This window comes from Pseudomonas sp. HOU2, assembly GCF_040729435.1.
In the GTDB taxonomy this organism is placed as follows: Bacteria; Pseudomonadota; Gammaproteobacteria; order Pseudomonadales; family Pseudomonadaceae; genus Aquipseudomonas.
The window spans coordinates 453,914-480,543 of record NZ_CP160398.1 but is presented as its reverse complement, the minus strand read 5'-3'; the positions used below and the strand labels follow the sequence as shown (position 1 = coordinate 480,543).

The 26,630-nt window shown below is 61.2% G+C and carries 20 protein-coding genes and 1 pseudogene; 6 read left to right on the top strand and 15 right to left on the bottom strand.

The genetic code is table 11. The features are described 5' to 3' along the window. Positions 1-295: 295 nt before the first annotated feature. The 3 genes from ABV589_RS02060 to ABV589_RS02050 all read left to right on the top strand — a co-directional run bounded on the left by ABV589_RS02060 (position 296) and on the right by ABV589_RS02050 (position 3,704). The gene (locus tag ABV589_RS02060; RefSeq protein WP_367084662.1) at positions 296-1,969 is read left to right on the top strand and encodes a nitrite/sulfite reductase; all 1,674 of its coding nucleotides are present in this window, start codon (positions 296-298) and stop codon (positions 1,967-1,969) included. Then, the gene (locus ABV589_RS02055) at positions 1,966-2,445 is read left to right on the top strand and encodes a DUF934 domain-containing protein (RefSeq protein ID WP_367084661.1); all 480 of its coding nucleotides are present in this window, start codon (positions 1,966-1,968) and stop codon (positions 2,443-2,445) included. The genes ABV589_RS02060 and ABV589_RS02055 overlap by 4 nt, the downstream gene beginning before the upstream one ends. Before the next feature lie 284 nt (positions 2,446-2,729). Then, positions 2,730-3,704, top strand: a complete 975-nt coding sequence (locus ABV589_RS02050) for a hypothetical protein (protein ID WP_367084660.1) — start codon at positions 2,730-2,732, stop codon at positions 3,702-3,704. Positions 3,705-3,857: 153 nt separating this feature from the next. On the opposite strand, the gene ABV589_RS02045 is transcribed toward ABV589_RS02050, so the two are convergent. Beyond that, complete coding sequence (locus tag ABV589_RS02045; protein WP_367084659.1) at positions 3,858-6,218, bottom strand: tetratricopeptide repeat protein; 2,361 nt, start codon at positions 6,216-6,218, stop codon at positions 3,858-3,860. A 214-nt stretch (positions 6,219-6,432) separates the two neighbouring features. On the opposite strand from ABV589_RS02045, the gene ABV589_RS02040 reads away from it, so the two are divergent. Continuing rightward, positions 6,433-7,107, top strand: coding sequence for a DUF3313 domain-containing protein (locus tag ABV589_RS02040; RefSeq protein WP_367084658.1), 675 nt, complete (start codon positions 6,433-6,435; stop codon positions 7,105-7,107). Positions 7,108-7,228: 121 nt separating this feature from the next. On the opposite strand, the gene ABV589_RS02035 is transcribed toward ABV589_RS02040, so the two are convergent. From ABV589_RS02035 to ABV589_RS01970, 14 genes and pseudogenes are all read right to left on the bottom strand, one after another. Further along, positions 7,229-9,733, bottom strand: a complete 2,505-nt coding sequence (locus ABV589_RS02035) for a fused MFS/spermidine synthase (RefSeq protein ID WP_367084657.1) — start codon at positions 9,731-9,733, stop codon at positions 7,229-7,231. A 209-nt stretch (positions 9,734-9,942) separates the two neighbouring features. Further along, positions 9,943-11,532, bottom strand: coding sequence for an arylsulfatase (locus ABV589_RS02030; protein WP_007969166.1), 1,590 nt, complete (start codon positions 11,530-11,532; stop codon positions 9,943-9,945). Between the two features lie 71 nt (positions 11,533-11,603). Then, a pseudogene (locus tag ABV589_RS02025) lies at positions 11,604-12,625 on the bottom strand (HAD family hydrolase). Then, the gene (locus tag ABV589_RS02020) at positions 12,622-14,055 is read right to left on the bottom strand and encodes a hypothetical protein (protein WP_367084656.1); all 1,434 of its coding nucleotides are present in this window, start codon (positions 14,053-14,055) and stop codon (positions 12,622-12,624) included. Before ABV589_RS02020 ends, ABV589_RS02025 begins: the two are co-directional and overlap by 4 nt. After that, positions 14,052-15,632, bottom strand: coding sequence for a VWA domain-containing protein (locus ABV589_RS02015; RefSeq protein WP_367084655.1), 1,581 nt, complete (start codon positions 15,630-15,632; stop codon positions 14,052-14,054). The genes ABV589_RS02020 and ABV589_RS02015 overlap by 4 nt, the downstream gene beginning before the upstream one ends. A 1-nt stretch (position 15,633) precedes the next feature. Then, positions 15,634-16,626: a VWA domain-containing protein gene (locus ABV589_RS02010; RefSeq protein WP_367084654.1), complete on the bottom strand. Its 993-nt coding sequence runs from the start codon at positions 16,624-16,626 to the stop codon at positions 15,634-15,636. Beyond that, on the bottom strand, positions 16,613-17,215 hold the full coding sequence (locus ABV589_RS02005; RefSeq protein WP_367084653.1) for a DUF4381 domain-containing protein: 603 nt from the start codon (positions 17,213-17,215) through the stop codon (positions 16,613-16,615). Before ABV589_RS02005 ends, ABV589_RS02010 begins: the two co-directional genes overlap by 14 nt. Further along, complete coding sequence (locus ABV589_RS02000; RefSeq protein WP_367084652.1) at positions 17,212-18,147, bottom strand: DUF58 domain-containing protein; 936 nt, start codon at positions 18,145-18,147, stop codon at positions 17,212-17,214. The genes ABV589_RS02005 and ABV589_RS02000 overlap by 4 nt, the downstream gene beginning before the upstream one ends. Next, positions 18,144-19,124 carry a MoxR family ATPase gene (locus tag ABV589_RS01995; RefSeq protein ID WP_095135538.1) on the bottom strand — a complete coding sequence of 327 codons (981 nt, stop codon included), beginning with the start codon at positions 19,122-19,124 and terminating at the stop codon, positions 18,144-18,146. The genes ABV589_RS02000 and ABV589_RS01995 overlap by 4 nt, the downstream gene beginning before the upstream one ends. A gap of 22 nt (positions 19,125-19,146) precedes the next feature. Beyond that, on the bottom strand, positions 19,147-20,097 hold the full coding sequence (locus ABV589_RS01990; RefSeq protein WP_047602192.1) for a transporter: 951 nt from the start codon (positions 20,095-20,097) through the stop codon (positions 19,147-19,149). A gap of 12 nt (positions 20,098-20,109) precedes the next feature. Continuing rightward, on the bottom strand, positions 20,110-21,513 hold the full coding sequence (locus ABV589_RS01985) for a DUF1254 domain-containing protein (protein WP_367084651.1): 1,404 nt from the start codon (positions 21,511-21,513) through the stop codon (positions 20,110-20,112). 13 nt (positions 21,514-21,526) lie between these two features. Next, positions 21,527-22,978, bottom strand: coding sequence for a DUF1254 domain-containing protein (locus ABV589_RS01980; protein ID WP_367084650.1), 1,452 nt, complete (start codon positions 22,976-22,978; stop codon positions 21,527-21,529). Positions 22,979-22,988: 10 nt separating this feature from the next. Next, a complete protein-coding gene (locus ABV589_RS01975) occupies positions 22,989-23,780 on the bottom strand; it encodes a hypothetical protein (protein WP_367084649.1) in 792 nt (263 codons plus the stop codon). Between the two features lie 339 nt (positions 23,781-24,119). After that, positions 24,120-24,545: a YciI family protein gene (locus tag ABV589_RS01970; protein WP_096797339.1), complete on the bottom strand. Its 426-nt coding sequence runs from the start codon at positions 24,543-24,545 to the stop codon at positions 24,120-24,122. A 771-nt stretch (positions 24,546-25,316) separates the two neighbouring features. Here ABV589_RS01970 and ABV589_RS01965 point away from each other — a divergent pair. Together ABV589_RS01965 and tpx are read left to right on the top strand one after the other, a co-directional pair. After that, on the top strand, positions 25,317-25,793 hold the full coding sequence (locus tag ABV589_RS01965) for a hypothetical protein (RefSeq protein WP_367084648.1): 477 nt from the start codon (positions 25,317-25,319) through the stop codon (positions 25,791-25,793). 211 nt (positions 25,794-26,004) lie between these two features. After that, positions 26,005-26,505 (top strand): thiol peroxidase, encoded by a 501-nt coding sequence (tpx, locus tag ABV589_RS01960; protein ID WP_007968505.1) that lies wholly within the window; start codon positions 26,005-26,007, stop codon positions 26,503-26,505. Positions 26,506-26,630 lie beyond the last annotated feature (125 nt).

Sequence of the window (26,630 nt, the reverse complement as noted above, 5' to 3'; positions counted from 1 at the left end):
GCTGCACTGTAGGAACAGCGCCGGAAACAAAACAGGCTCAGGAATCTTTGATTTGTACGGATCAGATTAGAGTGCTGCCTGCGGCGTTCTGCCGCGCCCTGATACGGTTTTTATCGTTTCAGGTGAATCTGTTGCGTGCTGCGCTGCTCGTCCATAGTGCTGGCAAAATCTGTAGGAGTGAGCCTGCTCGCGATTGCGGTGTGTCAGTCAACAAAGCAGTTGCCTGACACACCGCAATCGCGAGCAGGCTCACTCCTACAGGAATTGCGCACAATTCTGATGGGGTGGCCGCTGCATGTACCAATACGACGATTACGACCGCGCACTGGTGTTCGAGCGCGTTGCGCAGTTTCGCGATCAGGTCGAGCGCTTCATGGCTGGCGAGTTGAGCGAAGAAGAGTTCCTGCCGCTGCGCCTGCAAAACGGTCTGTATATGCAGAAGCACGCGTACATGCTGCGGGTGGCGATTCCCTACGGCACCCTGAGTGCCGGGCAGATGCGCACGCTGGCGAGCATCGCCGCCGATTACGATCGCGGCTACGGCCACTTCACCACCCGGCAGAACCTGCAATTCAACTGGATCGAACTGGCCCAGGTGCCGGACATCCTTGAGCGCCTGGCGCAGGTCGACATGCACGCGATCCAGACCTCCGGCAACTGCGTACGCAACATCACCACCGAAGCCTTCGCCGGGGTCGCGGCGGACGAAATGATCGACCCGCGCCCGTTGGCCGAGATCCTGCGGCAATGGTCGACGATCAACCCGGAATTCCTCTTCTTGCCACGCAAGTTCAAGATCGCCATCTGCTCGGCGAAGCAGGATCGTGCGGCGATCATGATGCATGACATCGGCCTGTATCTTTACCCCGGGCGCGGCGGGCAGATGCTGTTGCGGGTGATGGTCGGCGGCGGGTTGGGGCGCACGCCGATCCTCGGTCTGCAGATTCGCGAAGGCTTGCCGTGGCAGCATCTGCTGTCCTATGTCGAGGCGATCCTGCGGGTCTACAACCGTCACGGCCGGCGCGACAACAAGTACAAGGCGCGGATCAAGATTCTGGTCAAGGCGCTGGGCATCGAGGCGTTCGCCAAGGAGGTCGAAGAAGAATGGCAACACCTCAAGAACGGCCCGGCGCAACTGACCGAGGCTGAATACGAGCGGGTCGCCAGTGCCTTCGTGCCGCCGATCTATCACACCCTGGCCGACACCGATCTGGAGTTCGGCACCCGTCTGGCCGAAAGCCCGGCGTTCGCCCGTTGGGTCGCGCGCAACGTGCAGCCCCACAAGAAACCCGGTTACACCAGCGTAGTGCTGTCGACCAAACCGGGACTGAGTGCACCGCCGGGGGATGTCACCGGGTTGCAAATGCTGGCGGTGGCCGACTGGGCGGAGCGCTTCGGTTTCGGCGAGATTCGCATTGCCCACGAGCAGAACATCGTCCTGCCCGACGTGCAAAAGTCTGACCTGTATGAACTCTGGCGACTGGCCTGCGAGCGCAATCTGGGCAGCGCCAACGTCGGCCTGCTGACCGACATCATCGCCTGCCCGGGTGGCGATTTCTGTGCGCTGGCCAACGCCAAGTCGATCCCGATTGCCCAGGCGATTCAGGCGCGTTTCGACAACCTCGATTACCTGCACGATCTGGGCGACATCAGCCTGAACATCTCCGGTTGCATGAACGCCTGCGGCCATCACCACATCGGCAATATCGGCATTCTCGGCGTCGATAAAAACGGCAGCGAGTGGTACCAGATCACCCTCGGTGGCGCGCAGGGCAAAAACAGCGCATTGGGCAAAGTCATCGGCCCGTCCTTCAGCGCGGCTGAGGTGCCGCAGGTGATCGAGCGGATCATTGGCACTTTCGTGCGTTACCGCGAAAGCGAGGAGCTGTTTGTCGACACCGTGGCGCGCATTGGCCTGGAGCCGTTCAAGGAGCGGGTCTACCCGAAAGCGCTGGAGGTATCGGCATGAATAATCTGCTGCGCTTGGAGCAGGGTGTTGCGCGGCTGATCGAAGACGATCCGTGGACGCTGATCCGCGAGCCGGAGCAGGGCAGGCCGCAAGGATTGTTGATCCTGCCATTGGCGCACTGGCTGCAATCGCCCTCGACCCACGCGGTGTGGCTGGGGCCGGACGATGAAGTTGAAAGCGTGGTGCCGTGGCTGGCCTCGCTGCCGCTGATTGCCCTGGACTTCCCGAGCTTGCGCGACGGCCGCGCCTACAGCCAGGCGTACCTGCTACGCAGCCGGTTTGGCTGGGCCGGCGAGTTGCGGGCGATTGGCGATGTGCTGCGTGATCAGCTCAGCCACATGCGTCAGTGCGGGTTCGACAGCTTTGCGGTGCGCGAGGACAAATCGGCTGAAGATGCGCTCAAGGGCTTGGCGGGGATGAGCGTGTTGTACGGGCGCTCGGTGATAGAACCACGCCCCTTGTTCCGTAGACGCTGAAGACTCTGTGGCGAGGGAGCTTGCTCCCGCTGGAGTGCGCAGCACTCCCAAACAGGCATGATGCGATCCGACAGATAAGTCGCGTTGTCTGGTTTGGGGCGGCTTCGCCACCCGGCGGGAGCAAGCTCCCTCGCCACAGGTGTTTTGCGGTGACATGCAAGGGAAACCCTTACATTCCGCAGCATTCCCGGATTTTTCCTTGGGTCGATGCTGGCCTTTTGGTAGAGTCGCCGTCGCCAGCGGGTTTTCGGCTGGACGATGGAACGAAGAAGGGAGTCTGGGTAGTGAGTGCGGGCAAAAAGATTTTGGGCCTCACCGCGTTGCTTTTGATGCTGACGCTGTGGGCCAGTTACTTTTATGTGTTCAAGGAAAACCGCGACGGCCAGTTGGGCGGCGCCGGTGAAAGCACCGCGTGGTGCGGCGCGCCGCCGTCCACCGAAGCGGCGCTGTTGGGCAAGGATCAACTGACCTTGCGCGTCACCAATAACCTGCGCGGCGAGTTCATGCTCAGTGGCTCGCTGGTGGTCTCCGAACGCACCTTCAACCGCTACGATCTGGGTCGCAACGAACTGCGTCTGCGCCTGGAACCCTTGCAGTGGTCCTACGGCGTGACGCCGATCTTCCTCGAACAGGTCAAGGTTCAGCCGCTGAGCCGCAACCTCGCCTCGCCGACCAAAAGTGCCTACGCCGAGCTTGAGCCACGGCCGATTGGCGTGCAGGGCCAGGTCACCGAGTTCCCCTTCGACACCTATCGCTACGGCTACAAACCGGTGCTGTATTACCTCAAGGGCAGCGAGCGCATCGACCTGCGCTTCAAGAACATCACCACGCTGATGGACATGTCCAACACCTTCACGCCGATCCAGAAGTACAACCGCGTCGAGTACATCAACGAGAAAAACTCGATGATCCGCGACGAGGACTACAAAGCCTACGGCCCGCACGAATGCGCGTTCAGCGTCGAGCGCAAAGGCTCGTTCAAGGTCGTGGTGCTGTTGCTGCTGCTGGTGTTGTGCCTGCCATTGCTGCATGTGTTCTACCGCGACGAACCCGGGATCGACTTCCTCGCGACGCTGGTGGCGATTGCCGTAGTGCGGGTACTGCTGGTCGGGCCGGTGCAGGATTTCCAGCTGTACAACATCGACTTCCTGTTCGGCGCGGCGATTCTGCTGGTGGGCTCGGTATCGCTGATCAAGGCGATGCGCGCCAACAGCCGCCGCGAGATGGCTTTGAAGAGCGGGGCGACGTCGTCCTGGTAAGCGCAGATTTTGTGGCGAGGGAGCTTGCTCCCGCTGGAGTGCGCAGCACTCCCCAACAGACATGATGAGTCAGCCAGATAAATCGCAATGTCTGTTTTTGGGGTGGCTGCGCCACCCAGCGGGAGCAAGCTCCCTCGCCACAGGTATTCAGGGTTATTTCAGCGCCGGATCGCCCATGTTCATCTTCTTCCAGCCCTGCAACAGCACCTGCGCTTTCGGTTCCTGGCCGTTTTCCAGGTAGTACTGGATCAACGACAGCCGCGCATTGCGGTTCGCCGGTTGGATCTTGAGCAAACGCTCCAGCTCATCACACGCTTCAGTCACCTTGCCACTGTCGTGCAGCGCCACCGCCAGCACATAACCGTACTGCGGGTTCTGCGGCTCCAGTTGCGCGGCTTTGTGCAGGGCGGTCATGGCTTCTGCCGTCTTGCCGGCGCGGATCAATGACAGGCCACGGGTGTGCTGCAACAACGCAGCCTCCGGGTACGCCTTGAGGCTGTCGTCCAGCAGCGTTTGCGCCTCTTGCCCACGACCATTGGCCTCCAGCCATTGCACCAGCGTCACCAGTGCCGGGTAAAAGTCCGGATCGCGCTTGAGTGCCGTGCGCAGCAATCCTTCAACCTCGGAAGCACGCCCGCTGGCTTGATACAGCATCGCCAGATTCAGGTTGGCTTCTGCCCGTTCCGCGAGACTGTTCTGCACCGCTTCGTACTCGGCAATCGCCGCGTCCCAATTGGTTTGCGCGGCGCCCAGGCCGTTGTTGCGCGCAACGTTGAGCAGGTCCCGCGCGGCGACAATGCGCACGGCTTTCACCGGATCGTTGAGCATTGGCGTCAGCAACGCAGCGCGCTCCGCTGGCGGCAGGAAGGCACTGATGGCGCGCACCGCACTTTCACGCACCCGCGGCTCCCGGTTTTTCAGGTCGAGTGTCGCCAGTTTCAAGGCCTGATCGCTGGGGTACAACGGCAGTTCGGCCAGCAAGGTCGCGCGCCGGATCGCCGGCAGATCGCTGCGTTGCAGCTGCTCATACAAGGCGTTGGCAGCGCCCGGTTGACCGTTGCGGATCAGCCACAGGCTTTCGTCATAACGCGGGGCCTGCGGGGCGGTGGCGGAGGCATTCCACAACTTGAACTGTGCAGTGACCTTGTCGCCTGCCTTGCCCTGATGGCAGCTCAGACAGGCATCCGGGGTACCGAGTTTTTGCGCACGCTCCGGGTTGGGGATGCTGAAACTGTGGTCATGCCGCCAGTCGTTGCCCATGTAGAACTTGCCGGGCATGTGGCAATCCACGCACTGTGAGCCGGGCTGGCCCATGGTGTGGCGCGTGTGTTCGATGGAATCGTAGTTCTTCGCTTGCAGGCCCTTGCCGTCGACGCCTGCGACCGAAGTCTTGCCAGCGGTGTTGTGGCATTGCAGGCACACCGCGTTGCCCGGTGCCTTCAGTTCGCTGCTGTGCGGATTGTGGCAGTTGCTGCAGCGCACACCCTTGTCGAACATTTTGCTCTGCAGGAATGAGCCGTGTTCGAACACTTCATCCTTGATCTTGCCGTCCAGCGCATACAGTTCACGGGTGAGGGTGCTTGGCAGGTAGTCGTCCATCAGCCGTTTACCGACGGTGTAGCCATCGTCCAACGGCGCACGGCGCGCATGGCAGCGGGCACAGGTTTCGATTTCGACGCTGGCGTTCTTGTCCTTGAGATCGACGGCAAAACCCTTGTGGATCAGGTCGTCTTTTTTCTGCGTCCACTCCAGGTGATTGGATGCCGGACCGTGGCAGGCCTGACAGCCGACGCCGAGGCTGTTCCATTGACTGTTGAAGGTGTTGCTGGCCGCATCGAAATTGCGCTTGTACCCGGTGGTGTGGCACTCGACGCACATGAAGTTGGCGTTCTGACTGGGCTTGCTCCAGTGCAGCGGATTCTTGAAGTTCACGCCCTGGCCGGGGTAGAGGTGAAACCAGCGGTGTTTCTCGGTATCCCACGCCACGCCGAGTGCTTGCAAACGGCCTTCGCCGACCTCGATCAGGTATTGCTGCAACGGCGCAATGCCGAAGGTGTAGGCAACTTTGAAGTCAGCGTTCTTGCCATCGATGCCCGGCGTATTGACCCAGAACTCATCACCCTTGCGTGAGAAGCGGGTGGTCTCGTTTTCGGCCTTGAAGGTGACGTTGTTGAAGTCGCCGAGCAGGGTTTCGCCATTCGCGGCCTGCATCGCCAATTGGTGATGCGAGCCTTGCCAGTCCTTGACCTGCTCGGTGTGGCAGCCCTGACATTGTTGCTCATCGACCATGGTCGCGGGCTGCTGCGCCACAGGTTGCGGTCTGGCGACGACAGGCGCCGCCGCGCTGATCGGCGGGGCCGTGTACGGCGCGGGCGCGGGGCTGAACAGAAACCAGCCAATCCCCGCCACAGCGGCCAGCAGCACGCCGATGGTGAGGGGGAACAGGTAACGTGAAAGGGGCTGTCGGGATGAATCAGGATCAGGCTGTACGACTTTATTTTTATGCTTGGGCATTACGACTTCCGTGGTCAGATGCATTGGCCTGCTGGCATGCGTTCAAGCTCGATGCAGCTTTGCCGGATGCCCGGCGTCTGTCAAACGTCGGTTGTGAAGCAGCCCCCGAAGTTGTGTGAATTTTCCGGTTTTGCAGCGCAATCGGCGGGGTTTTAGCTATACCTGTAACTCCCCCATACGCAATACATTCAGGCCTTCTGACAGGAGTTACAGCATGAAGCTAGCAGTAATGATGGGCACCCTCTGCATCGCCACCCTCGGCGTGGTGGGCTGCTCCAGCAAAACCGTCGCTCCCGATGAGTATTCCGGCTTTCTCAAGGACTACAGCCAGCTCAAGGAGGCCAAATCGCCCTCCGGTGCCGAGGTGATGCGCTGGATCGATCCGAAGGTGGATGTCAGCAAATTCACCAGCGCCTACATCGAACCGACCCAGCTCTATCCCAAGCCGCAACCGACCGCAAAGATTTCCCAACAGACCCTCAACGGCATCACTTCCTACTACGATCAGGCCCTCAAGCGTGAAATCAGCAAAGACATGCCGTTGGCCAGCGGTCCAGGCCCGGGCGTGATCGTGGTGCGGGCGGCGATCACCGCCGTGAGCAGCAAGACCGAAGGCCTGCACGCGTATGAAGTGATCCCGGTCGCTCTGGTCGCGGCAGCGGTCAGCACCGCCAGCGGTATCCGCGATCAGGAAACCACCCTGGCCACCGAAGCGGTGTTCCTCGATGGCGCGACCAACAAGGTCGTGGCACAAGTGGTGCGCAAAGGCACCGGCAAACCGCTGGAAAACGACACCCAGGCGATGACCGCCAACGACGTCAAACCGGTGATCGATGGCTGGGCGAATGACATGCATCAGATGTATGTGAAGCTCAAGGCCGGTAAATAACCCGGGGCCTCTGTAGGAGCTGCCGCAGGCTCGGGCCGCGATCGGACGATCTTTTGACTTTGATTTTGTAAAAACAAGATCAAAAGATCGCAGCCTGCGGCAGCTCCTACAGGGGGCAGCATTACTGCCCGGTAAACCAGCGGAAGTACGGATTGCCACCCTCCCAACGCATCACTTCACGCATATCCCGCCCCCAGGCATCCCGATCACCGTCATACGCATGCAGGCTGGCGCGGTAGAACTGCATCAGGCGCTGGCGGTGCGTGTCCATTCGCTCGGTAAAACCGGCATCGGCATTCACCAGCGGCGGCGGCACATACAGATCCAGCAACGCCGGCAGCACCCGGGTAATTTCCTGGCTGCGCACCCACGGCGCGTATTCGATGCGGGGCTGATCGTCCGTCACCGCCGGGGCATTTGCCGCGAAGCGTTCAAGGCCTGCGCGGTCGGTGACCCAGGTCGCGAGCAACGCCGCCGCCGAACCAATCCCGACATCCTGCAAAGTGCTGCGCACGCTGGCCTGCTGGAAGCGCTCGGTGATTTTCGTCGCGTCCAGTTCCATCGGCTGCAGCGAGCCCACCAGCAGCATTTCGTGGAACTCGCTTGTCCACAGCGAGGCATGCGGGAACACGTCGAGGAAGCTGCGCACCAGTGAGCGCGAGTCGTCGATGTTCTGGGTCGGCAGCGGCAGCCACTGTGCGACGATGCCTTGTTGCTCGAGGCGACGGGCCGCCAATTGGTAGAAGTCCCGCGAGTACAGATTGACCACACCGGCCGCCGATGGCGGTGGCGGTTCGAGGGTGATCAGGTCGTAGGTCTGTGGACTGCGCAGCAGTTCCTGGCGGCCATCGCGCAGGCGCACATCGACGCCGGGATCGCTGGCGGCATTGAAGTTGCCCTTGAACAGGGGCGCAGCCTTGATCACCGATGGCAGCAGCTCGGCGACCACCCGATGTTCCAGCCCCGGATAGCGCAGCAGGGCGCCGGCGGTGATCCCGGTGCCGAAGCCGATCACCAGCGTCGAGCGCGGCGTGCCGTTGTGGATCAGCAACGGCAGCAGCGCCTGGATACGCATGTAGCGCAGCGACGGCATGGCATCGCCGGTATTGGACACGCCCTGAATGTACAAGCGGTGGAAGCTGTTCTCACCACGGCCCTGAGCGACCACCGCCACGGTGCCGCCACGGCCTTCTTCATAAAACGCCAGCGTGCCGTTACGCGCACCGGGCAGCAGACTGGCGAGTTTGTCCACTGGCGTCAGCACGGCGAGCACGACCGACAGCAGCCCCAGCGCGACCACGGCCTGACGCCGGCCTTTTTTGACGTGATGACCCTTGCGGACGGCCACGTAGCCGATGCCGGCAGCTATGATCGCCAGCAAACCCAGCGTGCGCACCAGACCCAGCAGCGGGATCAGCAGAAAACCGCAGAGCATCACCCCGACAATCCCGCCCAGGGTGTTGAACGCGACCACCGCACCGACGTCGCGACCGACCCGCTCGCGCCCCACACTCAAGCGCAGGGCCAGTGGAAATGCCGCGCCGAGCAACAGCGTCGGCACGAACACGATGCTCAGCGCCGCCACTGCAAAACGTGCGCTCATACCGGCCAGTTCGCTGGCGCCCAAGGCCAGCAGCCAGCTCTCGGCCTGACTCTGGGCCAATACCAGCCAGCGCCCGAGCACGGCGATTTCCAGCAAGGCGATCAGCCCGGCACCGGCAATCAACAGACCGAACACGCCCCACGGATCGCGAATGCGCTCGACGCGACGGGCGAGCAGGGCGCTGCCGATGAACAGCCCGGTCAGGTACGTCGCGAGCACCACGGCGAACGCGTAGGTGCGGGTGCTCATGAACTGCACGATCGATTGCGACCAGACCACTTCATAACCGAGCGCCACGCCGCCGGCGATGGAGTACAGCCACAGTGCGGTATGGTCCGCAGCTTTCTCGGTGTGATGTTTGACCGCAGCCGCCACCGACGTCGGCTGTTGACGCTGCAACCACAGCGCAGCGGCGGCGGCCAGCAGATTGAGCATTGCGGCAAACAGCGCACTGCCGCGCACGCCGAGGGTGGCGATCAGCACGAACGCGGCGAGCAGGGTGCCGACAATCGCGCCGAGGGTGTTGGCCGCATACAGCTGACCGCCGGCCCTGCCCGGATCCGCCGCCAGCGAGCGCACCAATACCGGGAGCGTGCCGCCCATCAACACCGCCGGAATGCCCACCAGTGCGAATGGCAACAGCCAGGCCAGCAGGCCGACATGACCTTGCAGCCAGGCAAACGGGCTGGCCGCCAGGCTCATCGCAACCGTCGCGCCAACACCAAGAATCGCCACCAGTACTTCCAGCCCGGCGTAGAGCAGCACCGGTTGCTGCAAGCGATCAGCCCAGCGCCCGAACAGCCAGCCACCGATCGCCAGCCCGGCGAAAAACGCGCTGATGCCGGTGGTGATGGCATAGACCTCGACCCCGACCACCAGCGACAACTGCTTGATCCACAGCACCTGATACACCAGCGCAGCGGCGCCGGAGATGCACAGCAGCAGGGCGGGGATCAGCAGCGCCGGGGTGGCGGCTTGGGTGGTGGGTATGGCCGACGGCTTGCTGGCGATACGTGAGGACATGCGGGGGACCTTGTTCAAATCACACAATATTCGTGACGGTGCGGGCCTCATCGCTGGCAAGCCAGCTCCCACAGGGGTTTTCAGTGAACACTCATGTTGTGGTCGACAGAAATACCTGTGGGAGCTGGCTTGCCAGCGATTGGGGCTGGCGCGGTCTCAGGTGGAAACAGGGCCGCCCGCCGATGAGGGCGAGCGGCGGTTCAACAGTCTTACTGTGCAGCCGGAGCCGCTTTCATTTTTTCCGCGATCTTGGCGTCAACCGCCGCACGAATCTGGTCGATGCTGAAGCTCGCCGGTTTCTGGCTTGGCGGGTATTCGATGAAGGTCTGCAGGAACTCTGCCGACTTGGTCACCGCGACACCGGCCAGATAAACGTTTTTGGTGTTCCAGTCATAGAACTGGTCAGACACCACGTCCGCTCGCTCATACGGGTCCATCCTCAGGTTGAGGATCTTCGGTACGCGCAGGCACACGAACGGTTCGCTCCAGACCCGGAAACCGCCAGGCTGACGCTGTTCGCAGAACACCACTTTCCAGTTGTCGAAACGCATCGAAACCAGCACGCCGTCGTCGTTGAAGTAGTAGAACTCCTTGCGCTCGCCCTTGGGCTGCTGGCCGGTCAGGTAGGGCAACTGGTTGTAGCCGTCCAGATGCACCTTGAAGCTGGTGCCGCCGGACGTCGGTGCCCAGCCCTTGAGCAGCTTGTCTTTCACGTCGGTTTCGCCAGCCGCCGCGAGCAGGGTCGGGAACCAGTCCATGCCCGAGAACAGCTCGTTGGAGACCTCACCCGGCTTGATCTTGCCCGGCCAGCGGATCATCGCCGGTACGCGATACGCACCTTCCCAGTTGGAGTTCTTCTCGTTGCGGAACGGCGTGGTTGCCGCGTCCGGCCAGGAGAACTGGTTCGGGCCGTTGTCGGTGGTGTAGACGATGATCGTGTTGTCGGCGATTTTCAGGTCGTCGATGGTTTTCAGCAGTTTGCCGACGTCGGCGTCGTGCTCGAGCATGCCGTCGGCGTATTCGTTGCCGGGCATGCCGCTCTGGCCCTTCATCGAATCACGTACGTGGGTGAACACGTGCATGCGCGTGGTGTTCATCCAGACGAAGAACGGCTTGTCGGCCTTGGCCTGTTTCTCGATGAACGCTTGTGCGGCGGCGGTGGTTTCGTCGTCGATGGTTTCCATGCGCTTGGTGGTCAGCGCACCGGTGTCTTCGATCTTGCCGTCGGCGAAGCTGTGGATCACCCCGCGTGGCGAGTTGGCCTTGACGAAGGCGGCGTCGTCTTTCGGCCAGTACGGACGTTCCGGCTCTTCCTCGGCGTTGAGGTGGTAGAGGTTGCCGAAGAACTCGTCGAAACCATGATTGGTCGGCAGGTATTCGTCGCGGTCACCGAGGTGGTTCTTGCCGAATTGCCCGGTGGCATAACCCAGGCCCTTGAGCGCCTGGGCGATGGTGATGTCACGTTTCTGCAGGCCGACCGGTGCACCCGGAATGCCGACTTTCGACAGGCCGGTACGCAGTGGCGTCTGGCCGGTGATGAACGAGGATCGACCGGCGGTGCAGCTGTTTTCCGCGTAGTAGTCGGTGAACATCATGCCTTCTTTGGCAATCCGGTCGATGTTCGGGGTCTTGTAGCCGACCACGCCCATGGAATAGGCGCTGATATTGGTCTGGCCGATGTCATCACCAAAGATGACGAGAATGTTGGGTTTCTCAGCCGCTGTGGCGGTTGCCGACAGCGCCATCACCGAGGTTGCCACCAGGGCGAGTTTCGGTAGCCACTTGCGTATGCGAGTCATCTGACTTGCTCCTTATCGCGGGGGTCGTTGTTGCGACTTACGTTTCTTGCAGTCCTGCATCACGCTTTTTCTTATTGCACCTGCCCGGTTGCCGGTGGATCGAACGGGTAGATCCGGCGCCACTCGGTCGCCATGTCCACCACGGTCCAGCCACGGGAATTCGCTTCGTCGAGGGCTTTGTCGAGTCGCCCGATATCGGATTTTCGGTCATAGGCCCACTCGCGCTGCGCATCGGTGTGATGCACCAGTCCCATGAAGCGTTTGCCGGGGCCGGCGGCGGTCCACTGCAGCATCTGCAGGTCGCCGTCGGAGTTGCCGAACGCGAGGATCGGCCGTTTGCCGATCACTGCATCAATGCTCTCCGGTTTGCCGGGGCCGTCGTCGTTGTGTGCCAGTTTTCGGGTGCGCAGGATCGAGGCCTTGCCGTCCTTGAACTGGAACGCGGTGACGAACGTGGTGCCGATCACCTGTTCCGGCGGGATGCCGTAGACCTTCTCGGCGAAGGCGCGCATGAACGCGGTGTCGCCGCCGGAGACGATGTAGGTCTTGAAATCCTGGCTGCGCAGGTAGTCGAGCATTTCCAGCATCGGCTGGAAGATCATTTCGGTGTAGGGCTTGCCGGTCTTCGGATGTCGTGCCTGGCTCAGCCAGGTCTTGGCGTAGTCGTCGAAAGCCTCGGTGGTCATGCCGGTGTGGGTGGCGCCGAAGATCTTGATAATCCCGTCCATGCCAGCAGCGGCCAGGGCCTGGTGGTCGTTTTCCAGCACCGCTTTGAACGGCTGGGTGGTTTGCCATTCCGGGTGCTGCGGCGCATTGCGCTTGACCTCGTCGAGGGCGAACAGCAGCTCGAAATACATCGGCTGCTCGCTCCACAGGGTGCCGTCGTTGTCGAACACGGCAATGCGATCGGCGGGTTTGACGAAGTCTTTGCCAGACTGGTCGGTGACGGCTTGCACAAACTCGATGATGTGTTTTTTGGCCGGCCATCATTCCATGACGGCAGTGGCTCGCTGGCCTGGGCCAGCAGTGGCAATGCCAGCGCAAACCACAGCGCAAGGCTGAAACGTTGACGCTGCTGCGGTGGATTGGTCATGGGAAATCCCTTTCATGAACGGGGTTGAGCGGGCGCAGGGCCGACGCCGGTTTGTGCGCCTGTTGTTCGGCCTGACTGTGAAGCGTAGTCAACGATTCACGCAGTTGAGCGAGTGTTTGTGCAGTCTGCGGATCACGTCCGTAAAGTCCGCGCAACAAGCCTTGCAGGCGCGGGCCTGTATTCACCAGTTGCAGCCCCAACCGACTGCGCCGCAGCCACAGATACAAGGCGCTCAATTGCGCCGGTCGAGCCTGCAGTTGCGGGTTGATCTGCTGCCAGGCGAAGTCCGCCGATTGCTCCCAGGCCAGTTGCCGCGCGTGCTTGTGCGCCTGCCATTGGAGTCGGGCACGCAACAGCGCCGGACGCAGCCAATAACCGACGCCAATGCACACGGCGAGCAGCGCCAGCCACAGCAGCCCGCGTGTGGAAAAGTACGGGTTGTTGCGGCCGAGCTGCCGGAGATCATCGGTAATCGAAAACACCGGTTTGTAAGCGCTGTTGGCTGCGGCTTCGAAGGTTACCGCCGGCACTTGCGCAGTTCGGCTCTGCTGCGTTTTCACGTCCCACCATTTCACCGCGATGGCTGGCAGGGTGTAGGCGCCGGCCTTGTCGATGCGGTAGATGACGGCGTCGATCCGCTGACCACCGAGCACGTTGCCGCGACCGTCGTCCAGGCGGGTGATTTGTGGGGCCTGCAGGTAACGACTCAGGCCGGCCACGTCACCCAGTGGCGGAACCGGCAGCGCCATCGCCAGTGCGCCATCGGCCTGCAGGGTCAGTTGGCGGGTGATGCTGTCGCCGGTTTTCAACGGAGTTGCCGAGTTGATCAGGCTTTGGCTCAGGCGCACACCGCTGGCCACCAGCGGCGTTTCTCCGGGTTTGAAGCCGGGTGGCTGGGCGGCGCTGAAGTGCAACGGTTGGCTTTGGGCGCTGAGCGCTGTGCTGGCCTGACCCGGTGTCGCACTCACCGTCAACGGCGGAATGTCGAAGCGGCGGGCGACATTCGGGGTGATCAGGTAGCTGTAGCGCAAACCGCTGAAGGATTGTCCGTCGATGGTCTGATTCAGGTGTTGAGCCTGGCCGTCCGGAGGCGTGACCAGGGCGCCATCGAGTTTCAGCTCGGGCAGGGTGGCAGCGCTGGTGAACCAGGTGTCGGTGAGCACGTCGACTTGCAGCTCGACCAGCCCGCCGACCATCGCGCCTTCGGCGGGTTGCAGGTGGGCCTGGATTTTCAGTTGGGGTTCGGCGGCAGAGGCAGTCAGGCTGAGCAAGCCGGTCATGAGCAAGGTGCAGATTTTTTTGCTGGCAGATCTGGCCTCATCGCTGGCAAGCCAGCTCCCACAGGGGGTGTCTGTGTTTTCGCCAATCGAGTTAACAGCGCAAAACCTTGTGGGAGCTGGCTTGCCAGCGATGAAGCCAACCCGGTTCATGGTTTGGCCCCCGATTGATCCTGCAAGCTGAATTTCTGCTTGAGAAACTTCGCCGGCGAGGTGCTCAGGTTCTGCAGCCACAACGCGTCAGAAGCCGCCTGTTCGGTCTCGACCTTTTTGCTCTGGCCCTTGCCCGGCGCCTTGTCGAATTTCACTTCGTCCGGTTTGGTCTCGGGGGCGTTCTTTTCGGCGCTGTCGGTGTCCTTGAGCAACGCCTGCGCCAGCGCCAGATTGGCCGTGGCTTCGGGGAATTGCGGCTGCCGCTGCAAGGCTTGGGTGTAGGCGGCGATCGCCTGATCGAACTTGAAACGCCGCACGTAGATGTTGCCCAGGTAAAACCACGCTTGCGCCGTGTCCAGCCGGGCAAAGGTCGCCAGTGCGAGGTCGTAGTCTGCTGCGTGATAGGCCGCGACGCCTTTCCAGTACGGATCGACAAACAGCGCCGCCGCTTGCGGCCAATGCTCATGCTCGGCGGCCCAGCGCCCTTGCTGATCGCGGGTGAAAAACGCGTCGGTCAGTGCACTGGCCTGGGCGGGGGCGGCAGGCCAGCCAAGGCTTGTGGCCAACAGCAGCGCCGGTACCCAGTTGACGCTCCAGCCCTTGCGCACACCGAGCAGCGCCAACAATAGAAGCGGCCAGCACAGCCAGTAACCGGCGTCCTTCCAGTGCAATTGCTGTTGTTCGGCGCTGGCACTCTGGAAGTGTTGTTGGGCGTGCAACTCGATCCAGTCCAGATCATTGTCGTCGAGGGTGAGGCTGCCCAGCGGCGCGTCAAGGGCGGTGGCCAATTGCTTGAGTGCCGCCGGATCGAAACGGCCGAGCAGCGGGCGCCCGTTGCTGTCGACTGCCGGCTGGCCGTTGGCGCCCTGAATCACCCCGCCATCCGCGTTGCCGACCGCCAATACCAACACTTGTAATTTGCTGCCTTTGAGTCGCTGGTCGAGGTCATCGAGTTGCGTGGTGTCAGCGCCGTCGGTGATCAACAGCAGGCTGCCCGGAGTGTTCTCGGCGCTGAGCAGGCGCTTGGCCTGCTCGATGACGGCGGTAACGTCCTTGCCGGGTTTGTCGATGAGGCCAGTGCCCAGCGCTTGAATGAACGTGTCGAGCAACGCCGGATCGTCAGTCGGCGGCAACACCAGATGCGCGCTGCCGGCATAAGCGATCAACGCGGTTCGGGCGCCGGCGCGACGCTGGATCAGGTCATGCAGTTTGTTTTTGACCGCTTGCAGGCGCGTCGGTGGTACGTCACTGGCATCCATCGACGGCGACAGATCCACGGCGACGATCAGCGGTGCACGATTGTCCAGAAAATCCGGGCGATCCTGCTCCCAGGTCGGCCCGGCGGCGGCGATCGCCCCGAGTGCCAATACCGCGCACAGCCAGTGCACCGGGCGCAGGCGCTGCTGATCCGTTGGGGTGACCAGCAGGTGCGGCAGCAAGTGTTCGGCAATGTTGCTGCGCAGCCGGCGCTGCAAGTCGCGGCCGCGGCGCCAGAGCAGTGGCAGCAGCGCGGCGAACAGTGCGAGCAGCAGCCACAGCGGACGCAAAAAGTGCAACTCACTGAGATTGATCTCCATCTCAGGCCTCCTGCCGCTGGCGGGCCAGCGCCAGGCGCGGGCGCAGCAGGGCACCGAGGTGATACAGCGCCAACAGCGTCAGCGCCGCGCCCAGCGGCCAATGAAACAACTCGCGTTGCGGCTGATGGCTGAGGGTTTTCACTTGATGCGGGGTGAGGCGGTCGAGGGTGCTGTAGACCTGATCCAGTGCCGTACGATCTTCGGCGCGGAAGAACTGCCCGCCAGTGGTTTGGGCGATCTGTTGCAGCCCGCGCAGATTGACCTGCGCCTCGCCGGACGCCGTCGGGTCGCCGATGCCGATGGTGTGAATGACCACGCCCTTGTTGGCGGCCATTTCCGCGGCGTGATCGGGAGTGATCGCGCTGCTGGTGTCGTTGCCGTCGGTGAGCAGGATCAGCACCTTTTGTTGTTCGTGCGCCTGGTCGAGCAGCTTCAGGCTCAAACCGATGGCATCACCGATGGCGGTGTTCGGCCCGGCCATGCCGATGCCGGTGTCGGCCAGCAACAGCGAGAGGCTGCCGTGATCGAGGGTCAGCGGCGCCTGCGGATAAGCGCCGCTGCCGAACACGATCAGGCCGATGCGGTCGTCCTTGCGCTTGTCGATGAAGCCTTGCACCACCTCTTTGACGGCGGCGAGGCGATTGATTTTCTGGCCGCTGGCGTTGGTGAAGTCTGCGGTTTCCATCGATTGCGAGAGGTCGATGGCGAGCATCAGGTCGCGCACCGGTTGCTGGCGTTCGATGGGTTTTTCGACGAACACCGGACGCGCGGCGGCAAGCAGGATCAACGTCCACACCAACATATTCAGCAGCCGTTGCCAGTGGTTCTGACGATTGCCAACCCGGCTCGGCGCTTCCCCGACAGCACGGCTCATGGCGCCGAAAAACGGCACGCGCACGGCGCTGCGCGCTTCCTGATACACGGGCAGATAACGCAAGGTCAGCCACGGCAGCGGCAGCAGGAGCAACAACCACGGATAATCAAGCTGCCACATGGTGCTGCTCCACCCAGTGTTGGCAGGTGTCGAACAGCGCCTGACGCTGTTCGACGGGGAGGGCGCGCAGGGTGGCGTCGGGAGCGTAGGCGAGCTGGGCGAGTTGGGCGCTGAAGTCGTCGGGCAGCCTGGTTTTAGTGTGCTGCTGCAGAAACGCCTGCCAATCCGCTCTCCCCAACGCCGCAGGACCCTGTGGGAGCTGGCTTGCCAGCGATTGCGTCCTGTCAGTCAGCTCGGATGTTGCAGGTGATGACCTCATCGCTGGCAAGCCAGCTCCCACATTTATTGTGTTCCACCAGCGAGCGTTGGGTATGGGCATCGACAGGGCCACGCGCTTGAGCAACTCGGGCAGCTCACGCAGGGCATTGAGGTCGTCACTGCGGCTGCGCAACTGCGCCAATCGCACCAGCGCTTCGCGCCGGTACTGATCCCGTCGCCACTGCACATAACGCCGCACGCCAACCACGATCGCAAACGCGATCAACAGCCCCAGCAGCAGCCACCAACCCCAAGTCTGCGGCGCATAACTGACCGGCGCGGGCAGGCTCAGCTCCTTGAGCTGGCTGATGTCGGGGATATTCGGATTCATCGCCGTGGGCCGGCAGACTTGCCAAGCTCGGCGCGCAATTGCGCGTGGGCCTCTTCGGCGGTGCTGAACATCATCAGCGGCACTTGACTGCGACGCAGCAGGGTGGCGACATCCTTGAGTCGGCCGCCGAGGTAATCACCCAGAGGCTGATGCACGCTGCGTTTCTCGACAGCCAGTTCCACCTGCAATTGGCCTTGGGTGACCAGCAGCCGGCCATCGCTCGGCAGCTTCAAGGCCAGTGGATCGTAAACTTGCAGGGCGATCACGTCGTTGTGCGCGCGCAGTTGCCGCATCAGTTGCAAGGTGCGTTCACCCGCCCCGGCGAAGTCGCTGACGATGCAGATCAGATGGTCGTGACCAGCCAGTGCCAGGCAGCGCTGCAAAGCCTTGTCCAACTGATCCTCGTCTTCGGCGTCGGGATTGGCCGCGTTCAGGGTCTGATTTTGTTGCGCCACGCGGCTGAGCAAGGCTTCGACCCGTTTGCGGCTGCGCAGCGGCGCGATGCTGTCGATGCGCTGATCGTTGAACACCAGACCGCCGACCCGGTCGCCGGCGTTGAACACCATCCACGCCGCCAGTGCAGCGAGTTCGGCGGCGAGGGCGGATTTGAAGCTGCGCTGCGAGCCGAAAAACATCGACATGCGCTGATCGACCACGATCAGCGCCGGGCGATCGCGTTCTTCAGTAAAAGTGCGTACCACCGGTTTGCCGGTGCGCAGCGAGGCGCGCCAGTCGAGGTGGCGTAAATCGTCGCCGGGTTGATAGCGGCGCAACTCATCGAAGTTCAAGCCACGGCCACGCAGGCGCGAAGCATGTTTGCCGGCCAGGATGCTGCCCTGGGGCTGACGCGCGAGCAAACTCAGGTCACGGGCCTTGAATTCCAGCGCCATCAATTGCGCCAGAGACACGTAGACCAGACCCTCCGTGTTCATGCCGGAATCGCCACTTTATCCAGCAAGCGGTCGAGCACCTGATCGGCAGTCACGCCATCCGCGACCGCGTCGTAGCTCAATTGCAGGCGATGACGCAGCACCGGATGCACCACGGCGCGCACGTTATCCGGCGAGACGAAATCCTGGCCCTGCAACCACGCATCGGCCCGCGCACAACGATCCAGGCCGATGCCGCCACGGGGACTGGCACCGATGCTGATCCAGCGTCCGAGGTCTTCGTCGTAATCGGCCGGGTGGCGAGTGGCGTTGATCAGGTCGATCAGATAGCGGTCGATGGCTGGTGATACGTGCACCGCGCTGACCTCCTTGCGCGCAGCGAAGATCACTTCCTGTGACAGGCTGAAGCCCTTGCCCGGCGCGGTGTTCGCGCCCTGGGCAAATTCTTCGGCGCGCAACAGACGCAGCACCTGGCTTTCGTTGTCGGCGCTGGGGTAATCCAGCAGCACCTTCATCAGGAACCGGTCCATCTGCGCTTCCGGCAAGGGATAAGTGCCTTCCTGCTCGATCGGGTTCTGTGTGGCGACCACGATGAACAGCTCCGGCAGCACATGACTGGTGCCGGCCACGGTAATCTGCCGTTCCTCCATGGCTTCCAGCAGCGCCGCCTGGACCTTGGCCGGGGCACGGTTGATCTCGTCGGCGAGGATCAGATTGCCGAACAGTGGACCGGGCTGGAAGCGGATCTCGTTTTGCCCGGCGACCTGATGCAGCACTTCGGCGCCGGTGATGTCCGAGGGCAGCAAGTCGGGGGTGAACTGGATGCGGCTCATCTTCGCGTCCAGGTGCGTGGCCAGCGCCTTGACCGTGCGCGTCTTGGCCAGCCCCGGCAGACTTTCCAGGAGCAAATGCCCGTTGGCCAACAGGCCGAGGAGGATCTGCCGAATGACCTGATCCTGGCCGAGTACGGCTTCGGCGATGCTCGCTTGCAGGGCGTTGAGGTCGGTGAGTGCGGTCATGGGACAGTCCTTTGTGGCCGGTCTAGAAAAACGCCAGGGTCATGTTGACGGCAATCCCGTTGCCTTCGGGGCGGTTCTTGGTGTCGAACTCTGGCACCCAGCGCGCGCTGATGTTGGCCTGGGCGTCGGCGAATTTGCCGGCCCAGGCGACCACCGGCCCGGCGCCGACCGAGCGGCCACGGAAGCCATTCAGGCTGTCGGCGGTCTGCCCCTTGTCGTCGGTGACCTGCTGGATATAGCCGGCCGCCAGGCCGGCGCTCCAGCCACTGCCGAAGCCGTGAGTCCACAAGGCGTCGAGGGTGAAGATGTTGCCGTTGCGGTAATCGGTGGCGGTGTTTTCGGTGTAGAACTCCAGTCCACTGGACAGGGTGAATTCGCCCCCCTTGCCGTCCAGATGAGTGAAGGCCACGGTGGGCATGAACGTGTAATTGTTCTGCCCGGGGTTGGCCAGACGATTGTCGTTGTAGGCGCCGGTCGGCACGTAGATCGGCAGGGAGAACGCGATGTGGTTCAACTCATCGAAGTGGTAGCCGGCGGCAATCGGCGTGACCAGCGCGTCGGCGAACTGGGTCCCGGAATCGCTGGTGCCGAGGGTGCGTCCGCGCGGGCCGGTGATCGCCGCGTCAATGTCGGTGTACTGCACTGGAACGCCGATTGCCGAGGCAAAATTCCATGGGCCTTTGCCGGTGTCCCAGATGTGCGTCAGGTTGGTCATGGTGTAGGAGACTTTCATGTCGATCCCGGCACTGACCTCACCGGAAATCGGCGCGCCGCGACTGCCCTTGAGCGATCCGTCGTACCAGATGCTGGTCACCGAGACGACCCAGCCCGGTTCGGGCGGGATGATCCCGGCGTTGGAATACACCTGTTGCCCGGTGATCGGCCGGCCCACGCCACCCTCGGCTGCATAGAGTTGAGTACTGCCGATCATGCACAGCGCCAGCAGCGGACGCACAACGTAAGGCTTGACCATCAATGGCTCCGTTTATTGTTTTGAGTTGACCGGGTTGAGCAAGGGCATCTTCCACTCGCCGCTGGCCACTTCCGGTTTCGGCAGGTACAGGCGCAACACGCCGTAGAATGGCCCGTTCGGTGCCGGCAGCCAGTTGGCCTGCTTGTCCTTGCCGGGATTGTCGTGCTGCACGTAGAGGGTCAGTCCGCCGTCGGCATCGAGCTTGAGATCCGGCAGCATCCGCGAGTTGATCAGGTAGCGATTGAGCGAGTTGGCCACCAGCAACTTGCTTTTGCCGTCGTACATGGTCAGCGACCAGAAAGCGTCGGCCGGGGGCAGGGCGCCTTTGTCGAAATGCAGGGTGTAGTCGTGTTTCGCTGCGTCGGCCGGCTGGCCGTCCTTATCGACGAAATAGCCGATGTAGTTCGCCTCTTCGGCAGAGTTGCCGAAGATGCCCATGTTGGCGCCGGCGTAGCGATACAGGTAATTGCCCTTGAGGTGATCGCGGGTGCCGAACAGGTCACCGCTGCTGATTTCGTGCGTGTCGACCTTGTCTTTCTTGAACGCGGCGAATTCGGCCTTGGCGTCACTGATGCCGTCTTCGAGGGCCTTGCGTTGCTCGGTGCTGAGCGTTTTCAGGTCGAATGGCTGACCGGCGCCGATGCCGATTTTGGCGAAGCGTGCGAGCAGGTCTTTTTCGACATCCTGCGGCGGGGTGAAGGCGAGCATGAAGTTCAGGTAGCGGAACAGCTCCGGGGTTTCGCTCATGGTCGGCGTCGGTTTCGGCCAACTGACTTTCGGTGCCGGCGCCGGGGCCTTCTGTTTTACGTAGTGGCTCAGCGGCTCGACCTTGTAGCCTTTCTGGATCTGCTTGACCTTGCCCAGATCTTTTTCGTCGAACAGCTGCGTGCGGTACAGCGCGTAGGCGATGTTGCTTTCGCTGCGCACCAGCCGGTCGATGTTGATCGGTTGCTGACCCTGCCAGTCAGGCCCGGCGATCATGAAGTGGCCACCGTTATTACCGGTGCTGCGGGTGCCCAGGTAAGCGAAGTTCTGCGTGTAGGCGTCGATCAGTTGCACCGAGTAGTAACGGTGTTCTTCGATCGGCGGCAAGGTCAGGATCAACGGCTCGCTGCGCAGATCCATCCAGACGAACGAGTAGGGCGTGTCGGCGTTCGGCGTGACGAACGCGGTGTCCTTGGCGGTGAAGGCCTTGGCGGTGTTGCCGATCTGGTTGAACGGTGCCTTGAAGTTTGGGCTCTTGCTGTCCACGGCCTGGGTGTACAGAGTCTTGTACATTTCCACTATCGGGAAGCCATAGAGGTAGGCGTCCCTGGCGATGCCTCGGGCTTCTTCGGGGCTGGCGCTGAAATCGGCCCAGGCGCTGCTGCTCAAGGCGAGGGTCAGGCCGGTCAGCCATAGATTGCGTGCGTTCATGCGGCGTCCTTATTCATTGCACGACCGTGATGTCGTCGAGTTTCCAGCTCTTGTCGAAATAGGCTTCGGTCGGCGCGTACAGGCGGAAATAGCTGAACCAGTGCTTGCCGGGCACCGTTTGCACCCAGTTGTTTTCGAAGCCTTTGGGCGCGCTCGGGCCGAAGTACAGATCCACCGAGCCGTCGGCGTTTTTCTTCAGATCCTGGCGCGAGGACAGGTCGGCCTTGCGTTGCGGATTGTCGATCAGGCAACGGCTGTCGATGTCGTACACGGTCATCGACCAGAATTGTTTGGCCGGCGGGTTGGCGCCGACGTGCAGGCGATAGGTCTTGCCGCCGTCGAGCCAGTCGCCCTTGGCATCGGTGTAGGCACCGAGGTAAGTCTGGCCGAGGCCAGGGGTCCTGGAAACCATGCCTTTGGTGTTGGTCACCGCTTCATAGAACCAGGCGCTGCGTTCCCACAACTGGTCGTAATAGGCCACGCGTTGCGATGGTTCGGCGATGTTCAGCACCGTGTCCCAATGCCGGTCGGGCCAGTACTGCGCGTCAGGAAAGCGCTTGGCAAAGGTGTTGGCCTTGGCGATCAGTTCACCGACCTGCGCGCCGGACTCCAGCGCCTGACGCTGTCGGGTGTTGGGGTTGAAGGGTTTGTCCTTCTCGATGCCGAGACTGGCGAGCATCGCCATGTAGAAGCGGTCACGTTCATTCACCGGTTCTTTCTGGATGATCTGGTGCAGCCGCTGCCAGTAAGCGATGCCGCGCGGCTGGGTGCCCGACCACTTTTTACCGTCAGGCGACAGCAGGCGGGTCTTGCTCGGCTCGGCACGTTTGGCGTACGGGTACATCTTGAATTTCTCGACCAGCGCCTTGCCTTTGGCCGGATCCGGATCCAGCACCCGGAAGCCCACCAGCACGTTCATGGTTTCCGATTTGGCCAGGTAATACTTGTCGGCATCCGCCGGTGGCTCCGCGCCCGGTGGCAGCACCAGGTATTTGCCGCCCTGGCCTTTGTCCGGGCCGGTCTGGCCCATGTCGATGATCGCCCGCTGCCAGAAATCGCCAATGCCGCCGGCGGTCGGTCCCGGTGGCAGTTCAATCACCAGCGGCCCGGTTTCGCTGAGGTCGACGAAGCCGAGAATGTACGGCGTGGTGGCGTTGGCGGTGATCACGCCGAGCTTGTCTTCGTAGCTGTTGAGCACCATCAGATCGCCGCTGCGCGCGCCGAGCTTGTCGCGAAACTCTTCCTGCCACTGCGCGTAGGACACCAGCGGCAAGGCCCACAGGTAACTCTGGGTCGCCTGCTGGAAATCCAGCTCGGCGTAGAGTCTGGCAATCGACTCATGGGCCGGCAGTTCGCCTTCCATGGCGATCTTGCCGATACGCGTGTCGAGCTCCTGCGCACCGACGCCGCAGCTGGCGAACAGGGTCATCAGGCTGAAACCGGCGGCGCGTAAAGCGATGTGCATGGCGATGTCCTTATTTTCCGAATGTCACGTTGATCCCGGCGAACAGGGTGAACTGCGGCACACCATCGCCTTTGCGTTCGACGGTCCATTGCGGTTCGAGGAAGGCGTTGAGAATGTTGCTGCCGGACTTCCAGACCTTGCCCGCACCCAGGCCGATCGGGATGTAGTGGGTGTTGTTTTTCAGGTCGAAGGTCCAGGTGCCGGTGGAGCGCAGGTACCAGCCCTTGTCGAGGTTATGAATGATGAAGGGCTGCATGGTTGCCGTTTCGACGTGGGCACGGTCGTGGTCGCCGGCGAACGAGCTCTGGTATTGCACCAGCGCACCGAGCAGGCCGCGTGGTGACGAATCGATCGCTACCGCAGCGAGGCCGGCCTGCCATTTACCGGTGCCCAATTCATCCTCGGCAGCGGTCGGCGCGGTGATCTGCGGGCCGATGCCCAACTGCACGCCGTCGGTCTTGAGCAGGAAAATGTCGAACAGATTGAGATCGCCGATGCCGGTGCTGTAGCCGCCGTGCGGATCGGGGCGGGTGCTGATTGGCATGGTTGCGCGCAACAACTGCGGCACGCCGATGAAATCGTTGGGCGCAATCGGCAAAGTACCGCGCAGCAAGGCATCGTTGGTGTGCAGGTTGCTGTCGAACAGCTTCGGCGTGTAGTAATCCTGCAGGTTGGCGCCGGGCGCCAGGTTCAGCGGGTTGTTGCTTTTGTTGGCCTCTTCGGCGTTATTCGCCAGAGCACAGAACACAGGCGCCAGCGAACTCGCCAGCAGCAAGGCGTGAATCCCCAATTTTTTCGACATGATCCCCGTTTCCCTGGTGGCTACTGCATGGACGACCCGGCACTTCTCGACCGTTGGCCGTAATTCCTTTCTTAATCAAGCCTGTAGGACACGTCTGATTCACGCTAGCAGCTAATCGGGAGTTAGCCAGTCGAATGGATTAATTCTTTGGTTTTGTGTACGGCTTCGCAGTCGAGTGGTGAACTGGTCAATCAAATGTGTGTTGTCAGTGCTGACGCTTTCGCGGGCAAGCCACGCTCCCACAGGTATTGAAGCGTTCACAAATCCTGTGACCGACTCGATACCTGTGGGAGCGTGGCTTGCCCGCGATGGCAATTTCAAATTCAACCCGGCATGGGATCAGGCATTTTTCTTCGCTTGCTCGCGAACACGCTCTTCCTGCGCCCGGGCTTCGGGGGTGAACTCGGCGCCAAAATCCTCGGCAGAGAAAATCTGGCGGATTTCGATATCAGAGTCGCCCGGCATCGGGTTCGGGCAGCGCTTGACCCATTCGATGGCTTCTTCTTTCGACTTCACTTCCCAGATCCAGTACCCGGCCACCAGCTCCTTGGTCTCGATGAACGGGCCGTCGATGACCGTGCGTTTGTCGCCGGAGAAATGCACGCGGGCGCCTTTGCTGCTCGGGTGCAGGCCATCGGCGTCGATGAGGATGCCGGCCTTGACCAGTTCTTCGTTGAAGTTGCCCATGGCGGTGATCAGCTCTTCACTGGGCATGATGCCGGCTTCGGAATCGGCGCTGGCTTTGACAAGGATCATGAATCGCATGGTGGTTTCTCCAGGGAATGGGGTTGATTCACTGCTTAGTCGAACGGGCGGGGCGTGAATCGACAGGTCTCTGAATAAAAGATGCAGTCCGGCGTTTTAACAATCGCAATCCGACACACTGCAACTGCCAATGTAAGAGCTGCCGCAAGCTGCGATCTTTGCTCCTGTCGTTAAAAACCAACATCAAAAAATTACAGCCTTCGGCAGCTCCCAGTGCGTATTTCAATTCAGGATGTTTAAAAGTTGTTTCGATTTTGCGGAACGTTCCCACAAGGTTTTCAGGTTGTCCGTCGGACGTCGGGTCTCTAGCCTGTGTTCGTCGCTGCCAATTCAGCGACCGGGACTGGAAACCCCGACGGGTATTAGTGGCGCGTACACGCCTTTCATAACGTATCCTTGCGCACTTCGAATGTGTGCACTCCGTTATGGCGGCTGTGCGCGGGGGACCTTCGGGTCGTCCGGGTCGCCGCTGCCCGGGTTTCCAACCTGCGTACAGCTGCCACCTCTTCGTCCGGAAACCGAAGGGGGCAGCTCCGACTATTCAGTGGAGTTACACCTATCATCCGACTACGAATAACTGCACAACCGTGACAATCGCAGGAGCAAAGGTTTCGGGAAAGTCAATTGTGCAGAACCCGGCGAAATTCAATGAGATGCGAGGTCTTTCTTTCATCGAAAGACAGGCAGCGCGTACGCAAAGTAGTCCGAAGGACGGTATTTTCATGCCTGCGGATTTACAAGCCATGCTCGAAGCGAATACCGAGGCCCCCTATGATAAGAAAAATGTTTACAAATAGACGTCTTGGCCTATGGCTGCTGGCAGTTTTATCCGTCAATGCGATTTTTTTGGCTTTTCTGATTTTTGGCGATATTGCGAAGGGACACAATATGAAAATGCTCAAAACTAAAGAACCGTTGCTGATTGAAGGGCCAAATGGCGACGAGAATTACTATGTCCTGCCTTTGGGTACTACTCTTTATCACGATAAAAGCTTTCCTGAAGGGCATGACCGTTATGTGGTGTATCTCAATCATAAAGGTGCAATTGCACACGAAGAAGTACCCATGAAGCCTGAGTATGGCGGTTCATTTATAGATCCGCTGTGGCTGACCAATGTTGATGAGGAAACCTTGAAAGAAATTTTCAAACGGTTTCCGCTCTCCAAAACCGATATTGCCGCTGCTATCAAGGCCAATAAAATAACCAAGGATGATCTTGCCGACATCATCCGATCCATGCCCGACTGACCAATTCTTTTAGCTGTCGGTGAAACGAAGCTGTGATCTTTTGATCTTGATGAAAAGATCGCAGCCTGCGGCAGCTCCTACAGGAGGGTTGTATACAGTTTTTTGCGCAGGCCCCTGACAATTTTCTGTGAGGGCATAGGTCGTCGGACAATTTCGTGGTTAACTTCGGCCTCTTGCATGCTCAATAACCACGTTAAGAAGGACTAAAGTCATGGCTCAAGTCACCCTCAAAGGCAACCCGGTTCAAGTCAACGGCCAGTTGCCACAAGCCGGTTCCAAGGCGCCAGCCTTTTCCCTGGTTGCCGGCAATCTGTCCGACGTTACCCTGAAAGACTTTGCCGGCAAGCGCAAAGTACTGAACATCTTCCCAAGCGTTGATACCCCGACCTGCGCCACTTCGGTCCGCAAGTTCAACGCTCAGGCCAACGAACTGGCCAACACCGTGGTGCTGTGCATCTCGGCTGACCTGCCATTCGCCCAGGCCCGCTTCTGCGGCGCCGAAGGCCTGGAAAACGTGCAGAACCTGTCGACCCTGCGCGGCGCCGAATTCATCGAAAACTACGGCGTAGCCATCGCTGACGGCCCGCTCAAAGGCCTGACCGCCCGTGCCGTGGTGGTGCTGGACGAGAACGACAACGTGCTGCACAGCGAACTGGTCAAGGAAATCGCTGAAGAGCCGAACTACGACGCAGCACTCGCCGTTCTGAAATAAGCGCTTTTACAATTGTTAACGGCCTGGCCCTGTCCAGGCCGTTTTCATTTGTGTATCAGTGTTTTGCCTCACACCTTGAAACGTAAGTTGAAGGTAAATTGCCGGTAAAGCTGCTTTGCTTAAAT

Bases quoted from the DNA above. Each gene is read 5' to 3' on its own strand.
- ABV589_RS02060 (WP_367084662.1), top strand. From the start codon at position 296: ATGTACCAATACGACGATTACGACCGCGCACTGGTGTTCGAGCGCGTT.
- ABV589_RS02000 (WP_367084652.1), bottom strand. From the start codon at position 18,147: ATGAACACGGAGGGTCTGGTCTACGTGTCTCTGGCGCAATTGATGGCG.
- ABV589_RS01975 (WP_367084649.1), bottom strand. From the start codon at position 23,780: ATGTCGAAAAAATTGGGGATTCACGCCTTGCTGCTGGCGAGTTCGCTG.
- ABV589_RS02015 (WP_367084655.1), bottom strand. From the start codon at position 15,632: ATGGAGATCAATCTCAGTGAGTTGCACTTTTTGCGTCCGCTGTGGCTG.
- ABV589_RS02040 (WP_367084658.1), top strand. From the start codon at position 6,433: ATGAAGCTAGCAGTAATGATGGGCACCCTCTGCATCGCCACCCTCGGC.
- ABV589_RS01995 (WP_095135538.1), bottom strand. From the start codon at position 19,124: ATGACCGCACTCACCGACCTCAACGCCCTGCAAGCGAGCATCGCCGAA.
- ABV589_RS02055 (WP_367084661.1), top strand. From the start codon at position 1,966: ATGAATAATCTGCTGCGCTTGGAGCAGGGTGTTGCGCGGCTGATCGAA.
- ABV589_RS02005 (WP_367084653.1), bottom strand. From the start codon at position 17,215: ATGAATCCGAATATCCCCGACATCAGCCAGCTCAAGGAGCTGAGCCTG.
- ABV589_RS02030 (WP_007969166.1), bottom strand. From the start codon at position 11,532: ATGACTCGCATACGCAAGTGGCTACCGAAACTCGCCCTGGTGGCAACC.
- ABV589_RS02035 (WP_367084657.1), bottom strand. From the start codon at position 9,733: ATGTCCTCACGTATCGCCAGCAAGCCGTCGGCCATACCCACCACCCAA.
- ABV589_RS02020 (WP_367084656.1), bottom strand. From the start codon at position 14,055: ATGAACCGGGTTGGCTTCATCGCTGGCAAGCCAGCTCCCACAAGGTTT.
- ABV589_RS01980 (WP_367084650.1), bottom strand. From the start codon at position 22,978: ATGCACATCGCTTTACGCGCCGCCGGTTTCAGCCTGATGACCCTGTTC.
- ABV589_RS02045 (WP_367084659.1), bottom strand. From the start codon at position 6,218: ATGCCCAAGCATAAAAATAAAGTCGTACAGCCTGATCCTGATTCATCC.
- ABV589_RS01970 (WP_096797339.1), bottom strand. From the start codon at position 24,545: ATGCGATTCATGATCCTTGTCAAAGCCAGCGCCGATTCCGAAGCCGGC.
- ABV589_RS01965 (WP_367084648.1), top strand. From the start codon at position 25,317: ATGATAAGAAAAATGTTTACAAATAGACGTCTTGGCCTATGGCTGCTG.
- tpx (WP_007968505.1), top strand. From the start codon at position 26,005: ATGGCTCAAGTCACCCTCAAAGGCAACCCGGTTCAAGTCAACGGCCAG.
- ABV589_RS02010 (WP_367084654.1), bottom strand. From the start codon at position 16,626: ATGTGGCAGCTTGATTATCCGTGGTTGTTGCTCCTGCTGCCGCTGCCG.
- ABV589_RS01985 (WP_367084651.1), bottom strand. From the start codon at position 21,513: ATGAACGCACGCAATCTATGGCTGACCGGCCTGACCCTCGCCTTGAGC.
- ABV589_RS01990 (WP_047602192.1), bottom strand. From the start codon at position 20,097: ATGGTCAAGCCTTACGTTGTGCGTCCGCTGCTGGCGCTGTGCATGATC.